We start from the raw sequence: 16,983 nt of genomic DNA, 5'->3' as shown, positions 1-16,983 counted from the left end.
CGCGGGCGGCTAGCGTGGCGCCCGCGAGCGGCCCGGACACGCCGGGCGGCAAGTAGGACAGGAGCGTCGAAACCATGCGCGTATCCGTCATCGGATGTGGCCACCTGGGCATCCCGCACGCAGCGGCGATGGCCGAGATCGGCCACGAAGTGATCGGCGTGGACCTCGACCGGGCAAGGATCGACCGGCTCAACGCAGGCGAATGTCCCATCTACGAGGAGGGCCTGCCGGAACTCCTGGCCACGCACACCGCTTCCGGACAGCTTCGGTTCACCACCGACCTCGCCGAGGCGGCCGCCTTCGCCGACGTCCACTTCCTCGCGGTCGGCACGCCGATCGACGCGGACGGGCGCAGCTACGACACCGGGCAGGTGTTCGGCGCGGCCCGTGCCCTCGCGCCGTTCCTCACCCGTCCCGCCGTCGTCGTCGGCAAGTCCACCGTGACCGTGGGCACCGCCCGCGACCTCGGCGCCCTGCTGGCCCGGCTCTCCCCCGCCGGGGAGGAGGTCGAGGTCGTCTGGAACCCGGAGTTCCTGCGCGAAGGCCACGCCATCGAGGACACCCTGCGCCCCGACCGTATCGTCGTGGGTGTCCCCTCCTCCCGCGCCGAGGACGTCATGCGGCAGGTCTACGCACCGCTCCTGCGCGCCCAGGTGCCGCTGTTCGTCACCGACCCGGCCACGGCCGAACTCATCAAGGGTGCCGCCAACGCCTATCTCGGCATGAAGATCTCGTTCATCAACGGCGTCGCCGACATGTGTGCCGCCGCCGGGGCCGACGTCCACCAGCTCACCGAAGCCATCGGGGTCGACCCCCGCATCGGCCGCGCCGGGCTCAACGCCGGTCCCGGATACGGCGGCGGCTGTCTGCCCAAGGACGCACGCGCCTTCACCGCCTCCGCCCAGGCCCTCGGCGCACTCGACGCCGCCACGCTGCTGCGGTCCGCCGAACTGGTCAACGAGTCACGTCCCGCAGCCGCGCTCGCCCTCATCGAGGAGACCCTCGGCCGGCAGGTCGAAGGCGTCCGTGTGACCGTCTGGGGCGCTTCCTTCAAGGCCGGTACCGACGACGTACGCGAGTCCCCCGCCCTGGCCATCGCCGCCCTCATGCACCAGCGCGGAGCCGACGTCACCGTCCACGACCCGCACGCCGTCACCGCTGCGCTGCGGCGCAATCCCGAACTCGAATACTGCGAGGACCTGGTGGATTCCGCCAGGGGCGCCGAGCTCATCGTGGTCGCCACCGAATGGCCGCAGTTCCGTGACGCCGATGCCAAGGCGCTCGCGACCCTGGTGGCCGACCCGGTCCTGGTGGACCTCCGCAACCTGCTCCACGCCGAAAGCTGGCGCACGGCCGGGTGGACCGTACGGCAACTCGGCCGCCCCGCGCAGGAATAGCGGCAGGCGACTCTCACGGGCCCCGGCCGGGGCGGCGATGCCGCGGTCGTCGACGAGGTCGTCGCCGCGGGCCGCTCGGTGACGAGGCTGACGACCAGGCCGCATGCCGGTCGACGAGGCCAACGAGCCTGTCGACGAGGCCGCCGTGCCGGTCGACGAGCACGACGTTCGCGTCCGCAGACGCAAAGGCCGGCGCCCTTGAGGTTGTCGTGTTCGGACCAATCCTTTCTTCCGACGGCACCGAATAGACGACATCAGCGACCGAACGCGGTTCCGGCTTCGCGCCGGAGCCGCCGGAAGGGGATGCGTCTTCGTGACAGCGCGCCGTACAACCCGTCTCACCGCACTGCTGGTTCTGCCCGCCGCACTCACTCTCGGCGTGGCCGTACCCGCTCTCGCCCACGACGGACACGCCGCCGGCAGCACCACGAAAGCGGCCGACGGTGACACCTATCAGATCGACCTGGAGCAGTTGAACGACTCGGGTGCGAGTGGCACGGCCATGGTGAGCACGGAGGGCAGGAAGCTCACCGTGAAGATCGAGGCAGAGGGCCTGGTGCCCGGCATGCCCCACGCCCAGCACATCCACGGCTCGACCGACGGACACGACTTCCGCTGTCCGGACAAGAGCGCGGACAAGGACGGCGACGGCATCGTCAGCACCGCCGAAGGGGTGCCGATGTACGGGGACATCAACATCTCCCTGACCACCAAGGGCGACACGTCCAAGGACAGCGGCCTCGCCGTCGACCGCATGCCTGTCGCGGACAAGGACGGCAAGCTGAGCTACTCCCGGACGATCCCCGTCTCGCAGGCCGTGGCCGACCACATCAAGGATCTGCACGTCGTCCAGCACGGCATCGACCCGAACGGCAACGCCAAGTACGACTTCGGCAAGGGCAAGAGCGAGCTCGACCCGAAGCTTCCCCAAGAGGCCACCGCGCCCGCCAGCTGCGGCATGGTCAAGGGCGCTGCGGTCGGCTCGATGCCCGCGGGCGGGGTCGAGACCGGTGGCGGCAGCACCGAGGGCGTGGAGTCGCCGGGCCTGCTCGCAGCGGGTGGCGTGGCCGTCCTCGCGGCGGGAGGCCTGTTCGCCGCGCGCCGCCGGATTCGCGTCGCCGATGTCCGGCACGACGGCTGAGACCTCCCGCACCGATCGATGCCGGATCACCGCCGGTCACGGCGAGGGCGGGTGACACCTGGTCACAACCGCGCACAGAGGCCCCGGTCGACGTCGCGGTCGACACCGATCAACGCCCGGTCCACCCCGGTCACGGCCGGGGCCGGGGTCGACACCGATCGACGCCCGGTCCACGCCGGTCACGGCCGCGGCCGAGCACAGGGAAACGGACACAGGGACAGGTGACGCGATGAACGAGACCCACGAGGACAGCGAGCACCGCAGGACATCACGGCGGCGCAATGTCACGCTCATCGCCACCGCCGGCTCCCTGCTGTTGATCGGCGGGCTGTTGCTGGCTCTGGGAACGAGCCGGCAGCAGCCCGCTCCGCCCCCCGCCGCCGACAAGGGCAGCCCGGCCGTCACCGCGCAGCCCCCGGCGCAGCCGGGCGGGAAAGCGCAACCGGGCGGGAAAGCCGAGGGGAACAGCGGCGGGAAGACCGCGACGCCGTCCGGCGAGCCTCCCGCGCACGCCAGCGCGCTGCCCGCTTCCCGGCCCGTCAGCATCACGATCCCCTCGCTCGAGGTGACCTCCGCCCTGGAGGAACTCGGACTCGGCAGGAACCGTGCGATGGAGACCCCGCGGGACCCGGCCAAGGCCGGCTGGTACCGCCCGGGCGCCACTCCTGGCGCGGTGGGCCCCGCCGTGATCGCGGGGCACGTCACCTGGAACGGCACCCCGGGGGTGTTCTTCAAGCTCGGCCGGCTCGACCCCGGCGACCGCATCGACGTCAGCCGTGCGGACGGACGGACCGCCGAATTCACTGTCGACCGGACCGCCGTCTATCCCAAAGACAAGTTCCCCACCGTCGAGGTCTACCGCAACCTCGACCACGCGGGACTCCGCCTGATCACCTGCGGCGGCGACTACTCCAAGGCCGACAGTCACTACGCCGACAACGTCGTCGTCTACGCCACTCTCACGGGCAGCCACACGTAGGCCTTTACCGCCCTTCGGAGGACCCGTCGCCGGGAGTCGTTCTCGCGCCCGTGCGCGGTTCTCCCCGTCGACGGACAACAGGTTCCTGCGCACCCGCGCCCACACTCACATCCGTGCCCGTGTCCACACCCGCGCCCGCACTCCGGGCCGTTGCCACGATGTCCTGCAGCGCCGCGATGTGCTGTGCCAGCGCCTCCTGGCCGACAGGCGTGAGGGACAGCCACGTTCGGGGGCGCTTGCCTACGTGTCCCTTGCGGACGTCCACGTAGCCTGCGGCCTCCAGCGCCGACGCGGTCTTGCTGAGAACCGAGTCGGACACCTGGCAGCCGTCGCGGACGGTGGCGAACTCGGCCTCGTCGCACGCGGAGAGGAAGGCCACCACAGCCAGCCGGGTCGGGTTGTGGATGGTCTCGTCCAGGGCGGCCCGCTCACCTCTCGGCGGGTCGCCGTTCACGCAAGCTCCCGCAGAGCCCGCTCGGTCGCCGCGTTACGGGCAACGGACACACCCCACACGCCGAGGCCCCACACCGCGAACACCGCGATCCGGGTCACGGCCTCCCCGGCTCCGGCCCACCAGCAGCACCCTCCCACCACAAGCCCCGCCGCGAGGACGGCCGGAAGGGCGATCCGGCTCCGTCGCAGGCGCGCGGACAAGGGCTGCGTCACCAGCACCCCGGTCCCCCTCCTGGCGGCCCGCACGAGCGCGCATACGGCGGCGAGGCCCAGGAGCGACACGAGGAGCGCCACCAGGACCGCCTGGCCGCCCCTGCCCTGGCTCCAGGCCTGCACCGCGCTCGGCAGCACCAAAACGACCGCCACGGCCGGCCCGTACCACTTCGGCGTCAGCCCGGCCTGGAGACGGGCCCGCTCCCTCGCCGCCTCCACCCCCTTCAGCGCGTCCTCGGCGTCCACTGCCGACCGGCCGTCGCGCCCCACGGGCGCGGACTTGCTCTCCTGCGGCGGCATGAGCACACCGAATCCTTCCTGAGGCGCACGAGCGACCTGACACTTGCCATCATCGCATCAACTTTCCATCACGGAAAGTACTTGGCCCTCAGGACGGCAACAGCACCGCCTCGCCACGGGTATCAGCGGCAGGAGGCCTTCAGTTGCGCGGCCGCGTGATGCGCGCCCAGCAGCTTCTCGCTGCCCCAGTCCCGGCCCCGGTCGATCAGCTGCACCGCGAACGTGTCGCCCTTCACCGGGTACGTGTTCACGTCGACCTCGGTGCCCCGGTGCGCGACCTGGCTCACGGCGAAGCCCGTGTAGGCCGAGTCCGTGTTGTCGGGGTCGGAGAGCACCCGGTAGACGGTGGGGTTGCCGGCTACGTCCCGGTCGCGGTCCGAGCGCGGGACGAAGACGGTCAGCGCGCACTCCCGGTAGCCGGCTCCCAGGTGCCAGGACCAGGTGGCGGTGCTGCCCCGGTCCTCGTCGGGAGTGCCGGACATCGGGACCGCGCTGAACCGGCCGTCGCACGAACTGCCCCGGTAGCCGCCCGAGTCGACCGTGTACCAGCCGGCGTCACCGTTCTCGAAACGGCCGTACTCGCGGTACTCGCCCGTCGAGCAGCCCGGTCCGGCCCACACCGCGTAGCGGTAACGGGGCTCCGATGAAGGCGAGCCGGACGGCGCTCGTGAGGGTGCTTGCGAGGTCTGGCCGGCGCCGGCCGCGGAATCCGACGGGTCCGGGTCCGAAGGCGGGACCGGCTCCGTGTCCGGGTCGGAGGGGCCGATCCGGCTGGGGGCACCGCCCTCGCGGTCACCCGGTCCGGCACCCGGGCGGCCCACCGCCTCGGTACGGCTGTCGCCGCCGGCCGACGCGAGAACCGACACGGCGGTCACCAGGGAACCGGTCAGCACCACCGCTCCCGCCGCCAGCCAGGCCTTACGGCTTCTGGGCAGGGTGGATATCCGGCCCGCGAGCGTCTCCCGGGCGATCCACCCACCGTCCCCGCCGCCCGAGCGGGTCACCGAACCGCAGTCGGGGCAGCCCATACCCGGCAGCGCGCCCCGCCGTTCACCACCGCAATGTTGGCACCTCATGGCTGCACACCATGCCAGGGCCTGCAGCCCTGAGGGAGGGATCGGGCGTGATTGGTTCCGGTACGCCCCGCAAAGCTGAAGGTGTCAGCGCGCCGGCGGGTCAGAGCGCCAGCGGGTCAGCGGGCCGCCAGCGGGCCCAACGCGTCAGCGGGCCAACGCGCCCCACGCACCGACGCGCCCCGCCCAACGCCTCAGCGCGCCGACGAGTCAGCGCAGTTCGTCCGGGCACGGCGTGCCGGGCTGCAGCTGGTACGGCGCGCCCAGCCGGTACACGCCGGGGCGCGGGGCGAGCAGCTCCGTCCACTCGTCGCCGTACTCGTCCTCGTCCAACTTGATCAGGCAGCCGTTCGTGTTGGCGAAGTCCCTCGGGACGTCCTCGCCCTCGCGCTGCTTGGACGCCTCGGTCTCCTGCGGCCGCTCCAGGCTCCTGCCGTCCTCGTCGACCAGGGCGAGCCAGCGGGAGTACGGGATCCGGATCAGCACCCGGCCCGCCTTCTTCACGTGGATGGTCAGCTCCCCCGCACCGGCCTCGTCCACCGTCGCCGGCGGATTGGCCAGCGGCACCGGGCTGTCCACCGCGAAGATCCGCCAGTCGGCGTTGGACCAGATCGGCTTCAGGTACGGCAGTCCCTTGCCGACCATCTCCGCCTCCTGCACCGCGCCACTGGCGTCGGGGTCCCCTGCGGCAGCACCACGTAGTGCACGGCCCAGCGGTCGAGCCACTGCCGGTAGCTGACGGCGTCCAGGGTGTCGTCGTAGAAGAGCGGGTTGCGCTTCATGTCGGCCTGCCGGTTCCAGCCGCGGGCCAGGTTCACCGACGGCGCCAGCGCGGACGCCTCGCGGTGGCTGCTCGGCGGGACCACCTCGACCCGGCCCCTCTCCGCACCCACCTGCTGGAGCTGGTTGACCAGCGGCGCCAGCGACCGGGTCCACGAGGCGGTGGGCGCGGTCCTGACGATGTCGTCGACGCCCTTGAACCCGATCCAGAAGTTCAGCCCGGCGAACGCCAGGACCAGCGCGTACCACCGCCGGGAGCGTGGCTCCGCGTACGGCAGGGCGGCCAGCAGCACCACTCCGGCGAACAGCATCGCCATCCGCGACACGTTCGAGCCGATCTGCGAGTCCACCACGTACGTCAGCAGCGTCCCGATGCCGTAGACCGCGGCCGCGGTCCGCACCGTCTTCCAGTCCTGCGGCACGAGGAAGAAGGTCAGGGCCGCGAAGAGGAACGGCAGCGACAGCGTCGCGATCGACATGGGCTGCGTTCCGGAGAAGGGGAACAGCCACGCGGACAGTGCCACCACCACGACCGGCGCCAGCCCCAGCGCATACGCCCCGGGCCGCCGCTTGTTCAGGAACAGTGCCGCAGCGACCACACCGAGGAAGAGCCCGGCCACCGGGCTGCCGGCCGTCGCGAGCCCGGCGAGGGGAGCGGCGACAGCCGCCTTCGCCCACCGCTTGTACCGCCAGCGGTACGGCCAGCAGAACACCGCAGCCACCGCGCCGAGCGCGAACATCATGCCGAGCCCGAACGTCACGCGGCCCGACAGCGCGTTGCACAGGTACGCGAAGACACCGGCCAGCGAGCAGGCGAGCGGATTACGGACGGCCCGCACCCGGACCAGGATCAACGCCGTCAGCCCCGCGGAGACCGTACCGACGATCATCATCGTCGTACGGACGCCGAGCGCCGACATCAGATACGGCGACACGACGCTGTACGAGACGGGGTGCATGCCCCCGTACCAGGCCAGGTTGTACGCGGTACCGGGGTGCCGGCCGACGAACTCGGCCCAGGCGTCCTGGGCCGCGATGTCGCCGCCGCTGTTCGCGAAGAAGAAGAACCAGAGGACGTGCGTGACGGCGGCGGTCGCCGTCGCGATGGTCACCGGGTGCCGCAGCAGCAGCTGGGTGCGGGTCAGAACGGGTGGGGCGATGTCCGACTCGGGGGCGCGCGGGGCAGGCACTTTGGTCCGCATACTGCCGTCGCTGCCCCTCATGCCTCTGCTGTCGGCCGCCTCGCGGCCGGGTTTCGGCTCCGCGGTGGTCACTACGGCTCTCCCCGTCTCCCCGTCCCGTACCCCGGGCTCCGTACGCCGGTCAGGCGCACGCTTCGACTTCCCTGCCGCGCTGCCCGAGCCGCTCTGCGTACCGCCGAACCGGAATCCGGGCTTCATGCGCCGTGCACCGTTCGCCGTTCACCTGTGAGGACGCCGTCCCTGCGTCCTTGGGTTGTTCCGGGACGCTAACACGTACGTAAGCGGGGCAGGGGTGCCGTTCCCGGCGCCCCTCCCCCGCCTCGTTCCCGTACCTTTCCGGCCGTCGTCCGGCCGGTCGGTGGGACGGGTCAGCCGACCCGGGTCAGCTTCTCGCCGGCCGTCGGCTCCGCCAGGTCGCTCTGCAACGCGACCGGCACCTTCACCTGGCTGGCGCCCTCGCCGACGGTGAGCGTGCCGACATGGGTACCGGCTGCCGCCGCGTGCGGGATCGTTTTGCCGTCGTCGGTCAGTTCGAGCTTGACCGTGAGACCGGACCAGCCGACCGCCTTCACGTCCTTCGTCGCGACGACCGGAGCGGTGCCGCCCATGCCGTCGTCGACCGTGCCGACCACATCGCCCTTCTTGACGATCTTGGCGCCTTCCAGCAGGTCGAGCGTGGCCAGCATGACCTTCTTGCTGGCCGCGTTCACCGCGTCGATGATCGGGGTGTCGTACTGCCCGAGCACCGCGCCGACGATGAGCTGGTCCGTACCGTCGACCATCTTGTGCGCGGCGAAGAGCAGGTTGCCGCCCGCCTTGGTGGTGGAGCCGGTCTTGATGCCGAGGGCGTTGTCGTAGGGCACGAGCGTGTTGTAGTTCCGCCACTTCTTGCCCGACGGGTCCTTCCACTCCGGCAGCTTGGTGATGTCCATCAGAGCCGGGAACTCGACGAGCTTCTCCCCCAGCTTCACCAGGTCCTCCGCCGTGCTGACCGTCGAAGCGGTGAGCCCGGAGGGGTCGGTGTAGTTGGTGTTCTTCATGCCCAGCTCGTCGGCGGTCGCGTTCATCTTCTCGACGAACGCCTTCTCCGAGCCCGCGTCCCAGCGCGCCAGCAGGCGGGCGATGTTGTTCGCCGACGGGATCATGAGAGCGGCGAGTGCGTCGCGCTCGGAGAGGACGTCGCCCTTCTTCACCGTGTCCAGGGTGGACTCGCCCTCGCTGAAGAGCTGACCGTCCGACTCGGCCTTGGCGTCGACCGGGATGCCGGGACCCTTCTGCCCGCGCTTGAGCGGGTGGTCCTTGAGCACGAGGTACGCGGTCATCGCCTTGGCGACGCTCGCGATCGGCACCGGCTTCTGCTCGCCGAACGAGCCGACCTTGCCGAGGCCGGTCGCCGCCATGTAGCCCTGACCCTTTTCCGGCCACGGCAGGGACGGCGCGGCGCCCTTGAAGCTGTACGTCGACTTCGCCGACATCGTGAGTGTCGGGTCCGGCAGCGGGCGCACCATCTGCACGATTGCAAACGCGATGAGCAGCAGGAGGACCAGCGGGGTCCAGATCTTGACCCTCCGCACCGCGGTGCGGACCGGGGTCTCCGGCGGCGGCGGGGTGTTCGTCAGCTCCGCCAGCAGGTCGAGCGGCGGCCTGGGCGGCATCGGCTGCTGCCGGGTCCGCTCGGCACCGCTGAGCGACGCGGCGGGCTGCTGCTGCTGCTGCCGCTGCTGCTGCTGCTGCTGCTGCTGGGCGGAACGGCCGGGCTCCGGCGCGGGGTCGGCCTCGGGCCTGCGGGGCACGGGGGCCGGCCGCACGTCGTCGGCGCGCAGCGGTACGAACTTGCTGGTCCGCTCGGCGGGAGACTCGGGCTTGGTCTGCCGGCCGGAATCCGGCCCGGACTGCGGCGCGGCTCCGGGCTCGGACCCGGGCTTCGGCTTCGCCGGTGGCGGGGTGATCTTCAGCGCGGTCGTCGGCTGGTCGACGCGGGGCAGCGACGGCGCCTTGAAGACGGCCGTCGGCTGATCGATCCCACGCTGGTCGCCGGCCTCCGACGCCACCTCCGCGGCGGGCTTCGCCGCGACGGACTTCCCGGCCGCCGCCGCTGCCTCCGATGCCGCGGGGCCTGATTCCTCACGGGTCCGGGGCACGCGGGCCTCGCCGGAGGTGGCCGCCTCGGCGGCCTCCGGCTCGGATACGGGCTCGGACTCGGATACGGGTTCCGGCTCGGACTCGGTCTCGGTCAGGTCAGGGTGATCGTCGGCGCCGGTGGCCGGTGCGGCCGGTTCAGCTGCGTCGGCCGCGGTGGGTACTTCTTCGCCACCCGGGCGCGTTCCCTCAGCGTCGGTGGACTTCTCGTCACCGTCACCCTCCTCGGCCTGGTCGCCGTCGGCCGTCGAGACCCAGGCGGCTACCGCAGCACGAAGCCGCGCATCGCCCTCCTCGGGCGCCTCGGACGCTTCGCCCTCGGGCTCGGACCCGGTGTCCCCGGAAGCCGCATTCTCCGGCTCCTCGGCCGAATCCGCCGCACCGGCGGAATCCGTCGCGCCACCCTGATCCGCCGCACCGGCCTCCGCCACAGGGACGGCCTCAGCGGGCTCGACGCCCTCCGTGGGCTCCTCGGGCTCCTCGGGCGGCTCCGCGGGCTCCGCGGCGCCCGGTGCGGCCCCAGGGGCCTCCACCGAGCCCTCAGGGGCTTCAGGGGCCTCCTCCGCGGCCGTGGCGCCCTCGGACTCCCGGGTCGCCGGTTCCTCGGCCGCGCCGGGGCCGGCGTCGGCCGTGGACTCGCTCTCGGCCTCCGCCCCGGCCCGCTGCGTTCGGAAAACGGCCGTCGCCGTGTCCGCCCTGCCGCCGGACTCCGCCGGGGAGGCGGGTTCACGGAAGACGGCGAGCCGCGGATCGCGCTCGCTCCGAGCCGTTCCCGACGACTTCTGCTGCTCCGACTTGTCGGGGGACTCGCCCGCCACCGATGCCTCCTCCATGCGGCGCGGGGACATCCCCGCGCTGTCCGAACCATCTACCAGTGTCCCGTGTGAACCCTCGGCCGGACTGCTAGACGAGAACGACATACCTACTGGTTCCCGTACAAAGCACCCAGGCACCCTCGACAGACAGATGTGAGAGGGGTCACCCTGTCACTCATCCACGCGGGGAGGCATGGATGGGCAGGAGCCGCAGAACAATTCCGGAGGAGCTTCTGTTGCTCGCTCTGGACCCGACCACGGGTACCACAGCGCAGCCGCAGTCGCTCGACCTCGGCCTCGCCGGAGCACAGCTAGTAGAGCTGGCTCTGGCAGGACGGATAGCCCCTGACGGGGATCGTATCGCCGTGGTGATGCCACGGCCGACAGGAGATCCGACTCTGGACTCCGCACTGGAACTGCTGCGCAGACGCGGCAGCCCGGTGAGGGCCGTCCACTGGATAGGCGGACCCCGGCTGGGGCTCCGCCAGATTTACCTCGCTCATCTGGAGCGGTGCGGCATGGTGCATGCCGTGGCGGGCCAGATGTGCGGAGTGCTGCCGACGACTCGCTACCAGGCGACGGACACGGCAATCAGCCGGGACATCAGAGCCCGGCTGGACAGTGCGATCCGCACCGGCGTACCGCCGGACCCGCGGACCGCGGCGCTCGCCGCACTGGCCCACGCGGTCGGACTCGGCAAGCACCTGTACCCCGGGAACGAGGGGCGCTCTTCGCGCTCCCGGCTCCGGGATCTGATCAGGCACGACCCGATGGGCGGTCTCGTGGCGCACGCCGTGATGGACGTCCAGAACGGGGCGGTCGCACAACCGCGTCGCAACCAGGCGGCCGGCGTGCCGTTGCAACCGCAAGTGCAGTCGCAGTCCCGCCGCGACAGCATGGCGCACACCGCGGTCCACTAGGGCCGCACGGGCGTCGCCGCAGCACCCGCACCACCCGCTTCACCCAGCACCACCGCACCATCGCAACAACCGAATACCGCCGCACCGACGTCCCCAAAGACCCGGTTCGGGAGCCGCACCAAGCGCGGGGCAGCCGGTACCACCGGCTGCCCCGCGCCGCTGCGTGTGGCCATTTCCCAGCGCGGCCGGGCGCCCGGGTGGCAATCTGCTGAGCAGTAGATACGCACAGCTACATAGCCGGAGGTGCCGTTTCCGTGCCGTCCAACGTCAATCCCACCGTCAGGCGACGCCGGTTGGGTCAGGAATTGCGCCGACTGCGCGAGATCAAGGGCATGACGGCCGAGGAGGTGGCGGAGCGGCTGCTGGTCTCGCAGTCCAAGATCAGCCGCCTGGAGAACGGCCGCCGCTCCATCAGCCAACGCGATGTCCGCGATCTCTGCGGGGTGTACGAGGTCGAGGACCACCGGGTCGTCGACTCGCTCATGCAGATGGCCAAGGACTCCCGGCAGCAGGGCTGGTGGCACGCCTTCGGCGACATCCCGTACAGCGTCTACATCGGCCTGGAGACCGACGCCGAGTCGCTGCGGGTGTACGAACCCCAGGTGGTCCCGGGCCTGCTGCAGACCAGGCAGTATGCCGAGGCGCTGATCAACGGCGCCCTGCCGGAGGCGCCGCAGACCGACATCGACAAGCGCGTGAGCGTCCGCTCACGCCGCCAGGACCGGATCAACGCCCCGGAGCACCCGCTGCGGCTGTGGGCGGTGATCGACGAGTCCGCGCTGCGCCGGCGGGTCGGCGGCAAGCAGGTGATGATCGAACAGCTGGAGCGCCTGGTGGAGCTGTCGCACCTGCCGCACGTGACCGTGCAGGTACTGCCGTTCGAAATGGGCGCCCATCCGGGCATCAACGGGCAGTACGCCATCCTGGAATTCCCCGATGCCGCGGATTCCAGCGTCGTCTACATCGAGGGCGTCACCAGCGACCTCTACCTGGAGAAGGCGAATGACGTGCAGCGGTACAGCGTCATGTACGAGCACCTGCGGGCGCAGGCGTTGAATGTGGAGCAGACCCGGCATTTCATCGACGGGATCGCCAAGGAGTACACCCGCCTGAACGCGGCGTGAACTCCGGCCGGACGGGCCTTCAATCCAGTCAGCCCGTAAAGTCCGTATTGCGAGAAAAGAAGCGATGTTACGGGTGGGGCGACGGCACGGTACACCGTCGCCACCTCGCAGCGGAAGACCCGCATGGTATATGCCATCCGGTCGAGTGAACGGCCCCTTCACTCAGGGAGCTTGGCGAGTAGCGTCGATCACGCCAGCAAGAAACAAGCACGTCGTTGGCGCTACTCACACAACTCTCTGAACCGGAGTGAACATGGCCATTCGTCAGGGTGCTACGGATAAGTGGACGAAGTCGTCGTATTCCGGGGGCAACGGCGCCTGCGTCGAAGTCAAGTCCCCTCTCGTGCAAGGGATTGCCGTACGCGACTCGAAGGCCCCCGAGGGACCCTCGATCAACTTCGTCCCCGGCTCCTGGAACGCGTTCGTGCGTGATGTCGCCAGGGGTGCCATCGACGCCTGACCGATGAGTTTTCTTCGCCGTATCGCCGCGCCGATCCAGGTGCTGCCGGTAGCCCTCTCGACTGGTTCGCCGTCCTGGCCGAGGGGGCTCCCCGCGAGACTCCGGGGAACGCGGCCGCCGCCGGGCACCGCCCGGCCGGCGGCTCACCGCAGCTGATCGACGTACCGGTCCGTGCCCGGCACGGTCGGAATGAACGGCGCCACCAGCTCCGCCCGTCCCAGGCCTGATTCCGCAACCGTCACGTCGAGCCCGGTGAAGTACTCCTCCCAGCACTCCCTCGGATCCTCCTGGAGGAACCAGAGCAGGGTCAGCCGGGTGTCGACGCCCTCGACCTGCTTCACGTACGTCATGCGGTCGCCCGGCAACGGCGTGGGACGGAACACGGTCACCATCGCCGCGGGCGACCCGCTCAGCCGCTTCGGCAGGTGCCTGGAGCGCAGCCACTCCAGCAACTCCGCCCGCTGCTCGGGCCCTTCGGCGTCGATCACCTCAAGGACCAGTCCGCGGTACGGGTGGTCGAGGGCGTGGAAGTCCCGGGGACCGGCGGCGCCGTCCCGGTAGACCGTCGCCTCGTGGTCCTGGAACGCCGTGAAGACATGGGTGCGGTCCTGGTAGACCCGGCCGTCCCGGTTGAGCCGCTTGTTGATCCCGACGGTCCACTTCATGTGGTCGTCGTAGCGCCCTTCCGTCACCCAGTACGTGGACAGGTAGCACCCGGCACCGACCGGCGTCGCGACCGCCGACTTCTCCGGGTACCGCAGCCCCTGGAGATCACGGGTGGCCACCCAGCGCCGGCCGGCGAACATCCAGGGCATAGCCATCGCGCCTGCGTAGTAATGATCATCCTCGTACCATCGATGGTAGGCATGCTCATGCCCGGGGTGAGGCTCAACCATCGTGATCAGCGCGTGCCCGACCTTGACCCCATAGGGGCCGGCTGATGCCAACTCGGCATACAAGTCCGAGTGGCCCACCTCGCGTCCGCCGTCAGCCATACATTCTCCCTTGTCGCACAGGTCCAGAGCGTTCCTGACGGTAAGTCAGAATCTTTACAATGGGAACGCCTGCGCGACTGGTCGTTCGTTTGCTGGATCGTTCCGCTATGCGCCCCAACCCTCACCTCAAGTGGCTACGTTCAGGTGCGCATAGAACGAATGACAGGAGGGCCGTGGGCCCACATCACAGCGATACCCCACCTACCGATCCCTCGCTGGACGGGTTCGTGATCCCCGAGCGCGTCCGCAACCGCACCCCGGTTGCACTCGCCGTGGGCGACTTCATCCGGGACTACCGCCCTCGCCGCCCGGGCGCCTACCTGCGCACATCGTGTGACCGTCGAGGTGACGAGCGGGCAATCGACCTGCAACTCCACGACTCTGAAGAGAAGCGGATCAAGCTCGGATGGGGGCCATTCGCCGAGACCTACCGGGAGAACGACACCGGAGCTTTCAAGAAGAGAAGGATCGCGAAAACAGACGGCTCAGCCGAATGGGCGGTGATGCGACCTGAGTTCCACCGCATGCTGGGAGACCTTCTGTCAGGCCGAATCGACGGCATCATCTTCTACGACACCGACCGGCTGGCGCGTCAGCCACGGGATCTTGAAGACCTGATCGATGTGGTCGAACACACTAAACATCCAGCAATCGGCGTCACAGGCGACCTCAACCTGATCAATGACGCCGACCGTCACATGGCCCGCATGTTGTGCATCATGGCCCTCAAGGCATCGGAGGACACCTCCCGCCGGGTAGCTCGGAATCATCTCGCGGACGCCACCGCCGGGGAGTTGACCGGCCGGACCCCGTACGCATGGAATCCGGACGGAACGCTGCGGCCGGACCGCGCGCGGGTGGCTTGCCGAATCTACGAACGGTTCACAAGCGGTATGCCGATCGCCGGGATCGCTCGCGAACTCAATCGAGACAAAATCCCGTCACCGCGTGGGGCAAAGTGGGCCCCGGCCACAGTGAAGGTCATCCTGACGAGCCCTCGCTACTGCGGGTTCGCCTCATATCGGGGCAAGCACCGAACCCAGGACACACGCCAGACAGACGGCTGGGGCCGCGTCCTGTTGAGCGACGAGGGCTTGCCCATCAACGGAAAATGGGAACCGGTCATCTCGCGGAAGGCGTGGGCCGACGCCCAGCTGGAACTCGATCGCCGCCGACTGCAGGATCGAAGAATGGGCGTCTCGGGGAACCTTGAGGGCGCCAACCAACGTAAGCACGTGTTCACCGGTCTTCTGCGATGCGGCATCTGCAGGGCCCGCATGAGCACCAAATGGGTATCCCGGCGGGGGCACGTCATCTACTACTGCCCCGGCAAGGTCCGCAACGCCTGCGGCAAGGTGAGTCGCCGCGCCGCGCCGGTCGACGCCTGGCTGGAAGAGCTGATCACAGAATGGGCCCGCGCACGCGCGGCCGCGCCTTCCGCAACCGGATTGCCGACCTTGCCTGTCAGCGACGTCAGAGCCCACATTTCCATGATCGACACCCGCAAAGGGGCGCTGATCTCGGCGTGGGCAGCAGACGACGCCTCCTTACGCGGCATGCGTCCGGATGACTACTACCAGGCACTCTCCTCCATGAATGCCGAACTCGACAGGCTGGCGGAACAGCTGGCCTGGGCCCAGGAACAAGCCAATCGATCACTGGCCCGTGACTATGAGAACGAGTGGAAGCAAGGAGGCCTCGAACAGCGCCGCGCCATCACCGGCAAGGTGTTCAAGGCCGTGTACATCATGCCCTCCGGAAAGGGGCGCGCCCCTTTCAATCCCGCACACGTCAGCGTCGAGTACGTCGACTGACTTCCCTCACCTCACGTAAGCACCTACTCTGACGCCCCGTCAGAAGAACTGCCAGAGCCGGGAGGCGCCGATGTTGCTCGCGGGGAAGACCGTCATCGTTTCCGGGGTGGGCGCCGGGCTGGGGCACCAGATCGCGGCCACGGTCGTGCGGGACGGGGGCAGTGCGGTGCTCGGCGCGCGTACCGCGGCCAATCTCGCCAAGTCGGCGGCCGAGATCGATCCCGAGGGGCTCCACACGGCGCACCTCGCCACCGACATCACCGACGAGGCGCAGTGCGCGGCGCTCGCGGCGCTGGCCGTCGAGCGGTTCGGGCGGATCGACGCGGTGGTCCACGTCGCCGCCTTGGACGGCTACTTCGGCGGGGTGGAGGATGCCGACCTCGACACCTGGAAGTCGGTCATCGACGTCAATCTGCTGGGCACCCTGCGGATGACGCGTGCCTGCCTGCCCGCCCTGAAGGAGCGCGGCGGATCGGTGGTCGTCATCGGCACGCAGTCCGCCGTGGCCGCACCGTCCCAGGTGCGGCAGGCCGCGTACGCGGCGTCCAAGGGTGCGCTCACCTCGGCGATGTACTCCATGGCCCGGGAGTTCGGGCCGCACCGGATCCGGGTGAACACGGTGCTGCCGGGCTGGATGTGGGGGCCGCCGGTGCAGGCCTACGTGCAGTTCACCGCGCACACCGAAGGGGTGCCCGAGGCCGAGGTACTGGAGAGGCTCGCCGAGCGCATGGCGCTGCCGGAGCTGGCCACGGACGGCGATGTGGCGGAGGCCGTGGTGTTTCTGGCCTCCGCCCGGGCGCGGGCGATCACCGGGCAGTCCCTGCTGGTCAACGCCGGCGAGCTGATGCGCTGAGGTGCCGATAAGTTCCGAAGGGAACTCGACAGGGGGTTCGACAGGGGCAGTTCTCCTCCTTTCTCGGCCGCACGGGACCCGCATCCCGTGCGGTCTTTCTGTGCTCTTCGGCGCTCCTGGACGTTCTGTCGTTCTCTGCACAGCCTGACGAAGTGCCTGTTCATCGTGTGGCCGCCGTCACGTTCACGACAACGCCTCCGTGGGTCAAGAAACGGCAAAATCGTTCGGCTTACTGATCGGTGTTCACATTTCTGATCGCGAGAGACCTTGACCGAGGGACCGGACAGGCGGTTCAATCCCCGAAGTCCCCGCTCCCGCACGGGGG

13 protein-coding genes and 1 pseudogene are annotated in these 16,983 nt (G+C 69.8%); 8 read left to right on the top strand and 6 right to left on the bottom strand.

Going from position 1 to position 16,983, the window contains the following annotated elements; genetic code table 11:
• The first annotated feature begins 74 nt into the window (after window positions 1–74).
• From LNW71_RS18560 to LNW71_RS18550, 3 genes are all read left to right on the top strand, one after another.
• Window positions 75–1,397: a UDP-glucose/GDP-mannose dehydrogenase family protein gene (locus LNW71_RS18560; protein ID WP_250969261.1), complete on the top strand. Its 1,323-nt coding sequence runs from the start codon at window positions 75–77 to the stop codon at window positions 1,395–1,397.
• 313 nt (window positions 1,398–1,710) lie between these two features.
• Entirely contained in the window at window positions 1,711–2,538 is an 828-nt protein-coding gene (locus LNW71_RS18555; protein WP_250969260.1) for a hypothetical protein, read from the top strand.
• Between the two features lie 229 nt (window positions 2,539–2,767).
• Window positions 2,768–3,517, top strand: a complete 750-nt coding sequence (locus tag LNW71_RS18550) for a class F sortase (RefSeq protein WP_250969259.1) — start codon at window positions 2,768–2,770, stop codon at window positions 3,515–3,517.
• A gap of 4 nt (window positions 3,518–3,521) precedes the next feature.
• Here LNW71_RS18550 and LNW71_RS18545 read toward each other — a convergent pair whose 3' ends face one another.
• The 5 genes and pseudogenes from LNW71_RS18545 to LNW71_RS18525 form a co-directional block, all read right to left on the bottom strand.
• Entirely contained in the window at window positions 3,522–3,971 is a 450-nt protein-coding gene (locus LNW71_RS18545; protein ID WP_250969258.1) for a transcriptional regulator, read from the bottom strand.
• A complete protein-coding gene (locus tag LNW71_RS18540) occupies window positions 3,968–4,483 on the bottom strand; it encodes a hypothetical protein (RefSeq protein ID WP_250969257.1) in 516 nt (171 codons plus the stop codon). The genes LNW71_RS18545 and LNW71_RS18540 overlap by 4 nt, the downstream gene beginning before the upstream one ends.
• Before the next feature lie 122 nt (window positions 4,484–4,605).
• Window positions 4,606–5,511, bottom strand: a complete 906-nt coding sequence (locus LNW71_RS18535) for an adhesin (protein WP_250969256.1) — start codon at window positions 5,509–5,511, stop codon at window positions 4,606–4,608.
• Window positions 5,512–5,766: 255 nt separating this feature from the next.
• A pseudogene (locus LNW71_RS18530) lies at window positions 5,767–7,610 on the bottom strand (MFS transporter).
• Between the two features lie 296 nt (window positions 7,611–7,906).
• Window positions 7,907–10,525, bottom strand: a complete 2,619-nt coding sequence (locus LNW71_RS18525) for a serine hydrolase (protein ID WP_250969255.1) — start codon at window positions 10,523–10,525, stop codon at window positions 7,907–7,909.
• 164 nt (window positions 10,526–10,689) lie between these two features.
• On the opposite strand from LNW71_RS18525, the gene LNW71_RS18520 reads away from it, so the two are divergent.
• The 3 genes from LNW71_RS18520 (at window position 10,690) to LNW71_RS18510 (ending at window position 12,996) form a co-directional block, all read left to right on the top strand.
• Window positions 10,690–11,412, top strand: coding sequence for a GPP34 family phosphoprotein (locus LNW71_RS18520; protein ID WP_250969254.1), 723 nt, complete (start codon window positions 10,690–10,692; stop codon window positions 11,410–11,412).
• A gap of 254 nt (window positions 11,413–11,666) precedes the next feature.
• Window positions 11,667–12,536, top strand: a complete 870-nt coding sequence (locus tag LNW71_RS18515; RefSeq protein WP_250969253.1) for a helix-turn-helix transcriptional regulator — start codon at window positions 11,667–11,669, stop codon at window positions 12,534–12,536.
• 253 nt (window positions 12,537–12,789) lie between these two features.
• Entirely contained in the window at window positions 12,790–12,996 is a 207-nt protein-coding gene (locus LNW71_RS18510) for a DUF397 domain-containing protein (protein ID WP_250969252.1), read from the top strand.
• 143 nt (window positions 12,997–13,139) lie between these two features.
• Here the strand turns inward: LNW71_RS18510 and LNW71_RS18505 are convergent, their stop codons facing one another.
• Window positions 13,140–13,991, bottom strand: coding sequence for a hypothetical protein (locus LNW71_RS18505; RefSeq protein WP_250969251.1), 852 nt, complete (start codon window positions 13,989–13,991; stop codon window positions 13,140–13,142).
• Between the two features lie 227 nt (window positions 13,992–14,218).
• On the opposite strand from LNW71_RS18505, the gene LNW71_RS18500 reads away from it, so the two are divergent.
• Both LNW71_RS18500 and LNW71_RS18495 read left to right on the top strand, forming a co-directional pair.
• Window positions 14,219–15,805, top strand: a complete 1,587-nt coding sequence (locus LNW71_RS18500; RefSeq protein ID WP_250969250.1) for a recombinase family protein — start codon at window positions 14,219–14,221, stop codon at window positions 15,803–15,805.
• Window positions 15,806–15,875: 70 nt separating this feature from the next.
• The gene (locus LNW71_RS18495; protein WP_250969249.1) at window positions 15,876–16,658 is read left to right on the top strand and encodes an SDR family oxidoreductase; all 783 of its coding nucleotides are present in this window, start codon (window positions 15,876–15,878) and stop codon (window positions 16,656–16,658) included.
• Window positions 16,659–16,983: the final 325 nt, after the last annotated feature.

The organism is Streptomyces sp. RKAG290 (genome assembly GCF_023701695.1).
In the GTDB taxonomy this organism is placed as follows: Bacteria; Actinomycetota; Actinomycetes; order Streptomycetales; family Streptomycetaceae; genus Streptomyces.
This window is presented reverse-complemented; position numbering and strand designations above follow the sequence as displayed.

What these genes read in the sequence shown, in the direction of transcription:
- LNW71_RS18535 (WP_250969256.1), bottom strand. Translation starts at nt 5,511, where the DNA reads ATGGGCTGCCCCGACTGCGGTTCGGTGACCCGCTCGGGCGGCGGGGAC.
- LNW71_RS18560 (WP_250969261.1), top strand. Translation starts at nt 75, where the DNA reads ATGCGCGTATCCGTCATCGGATGTGGCCACCTGGGCATCCCGCACGCA.
- LNW71_RS18550 (WP_250969259.1), top strand. Translation starts at nt 2,768, where the DNA reads ATGAACGAGACCCACGAGGACAGCGAGCACCGCAGGACATCACGGCGG.
- LNW71_RS18520 (WP_250969254.1), top strand. Translation starts at nt 10,690, where the DNA reads ATGGGCAGGAGCCGCAGAACAATTCCGGAGGAGCTTCTGTTGCTCGCT.
- LNW71_RS18540 (WP_250969257.1), bottom strand. Translation starts at nt 4,483, where the DNA reads ATGCCGCCGCAGGAGAGCAAGTCCGCGCCCGTGGGGCGCGACGGCCGG.
- LNW71_RS18495 (WP_250969249.1), top strand. Translation starts at nt 15,876, where the DNA reads ATGTTGCTCGCGGGGAAGACCGTCATCGTTTCCGGGGTGGGCGCCGGG.
- LNW71_RS18505 (WP_250969251.1), bottom strand. Translation starts at nt 13,991, where the DNA reads ATGGCTGACGGCGGACGCGAGGTGGGCCACTCGGACTTGTATGCCGAG.
- LNW71_RS18525 (WP_250969255.1), bottom strand. Translation starts at nt 10,525, where the DNA reads ATGTCCCCGCGCCGCATGGAGGAGGCATCGGTGGCGGGCGAGTCCCCC.
- LNW71_RS18510 (WP_250969252.1), top strand. Translation starts at nt 12,790, where the DNA reads ATGGCCATTCGTCAGGGTGCTACGGATAAGTGGACGAAGTCGTCGTAT.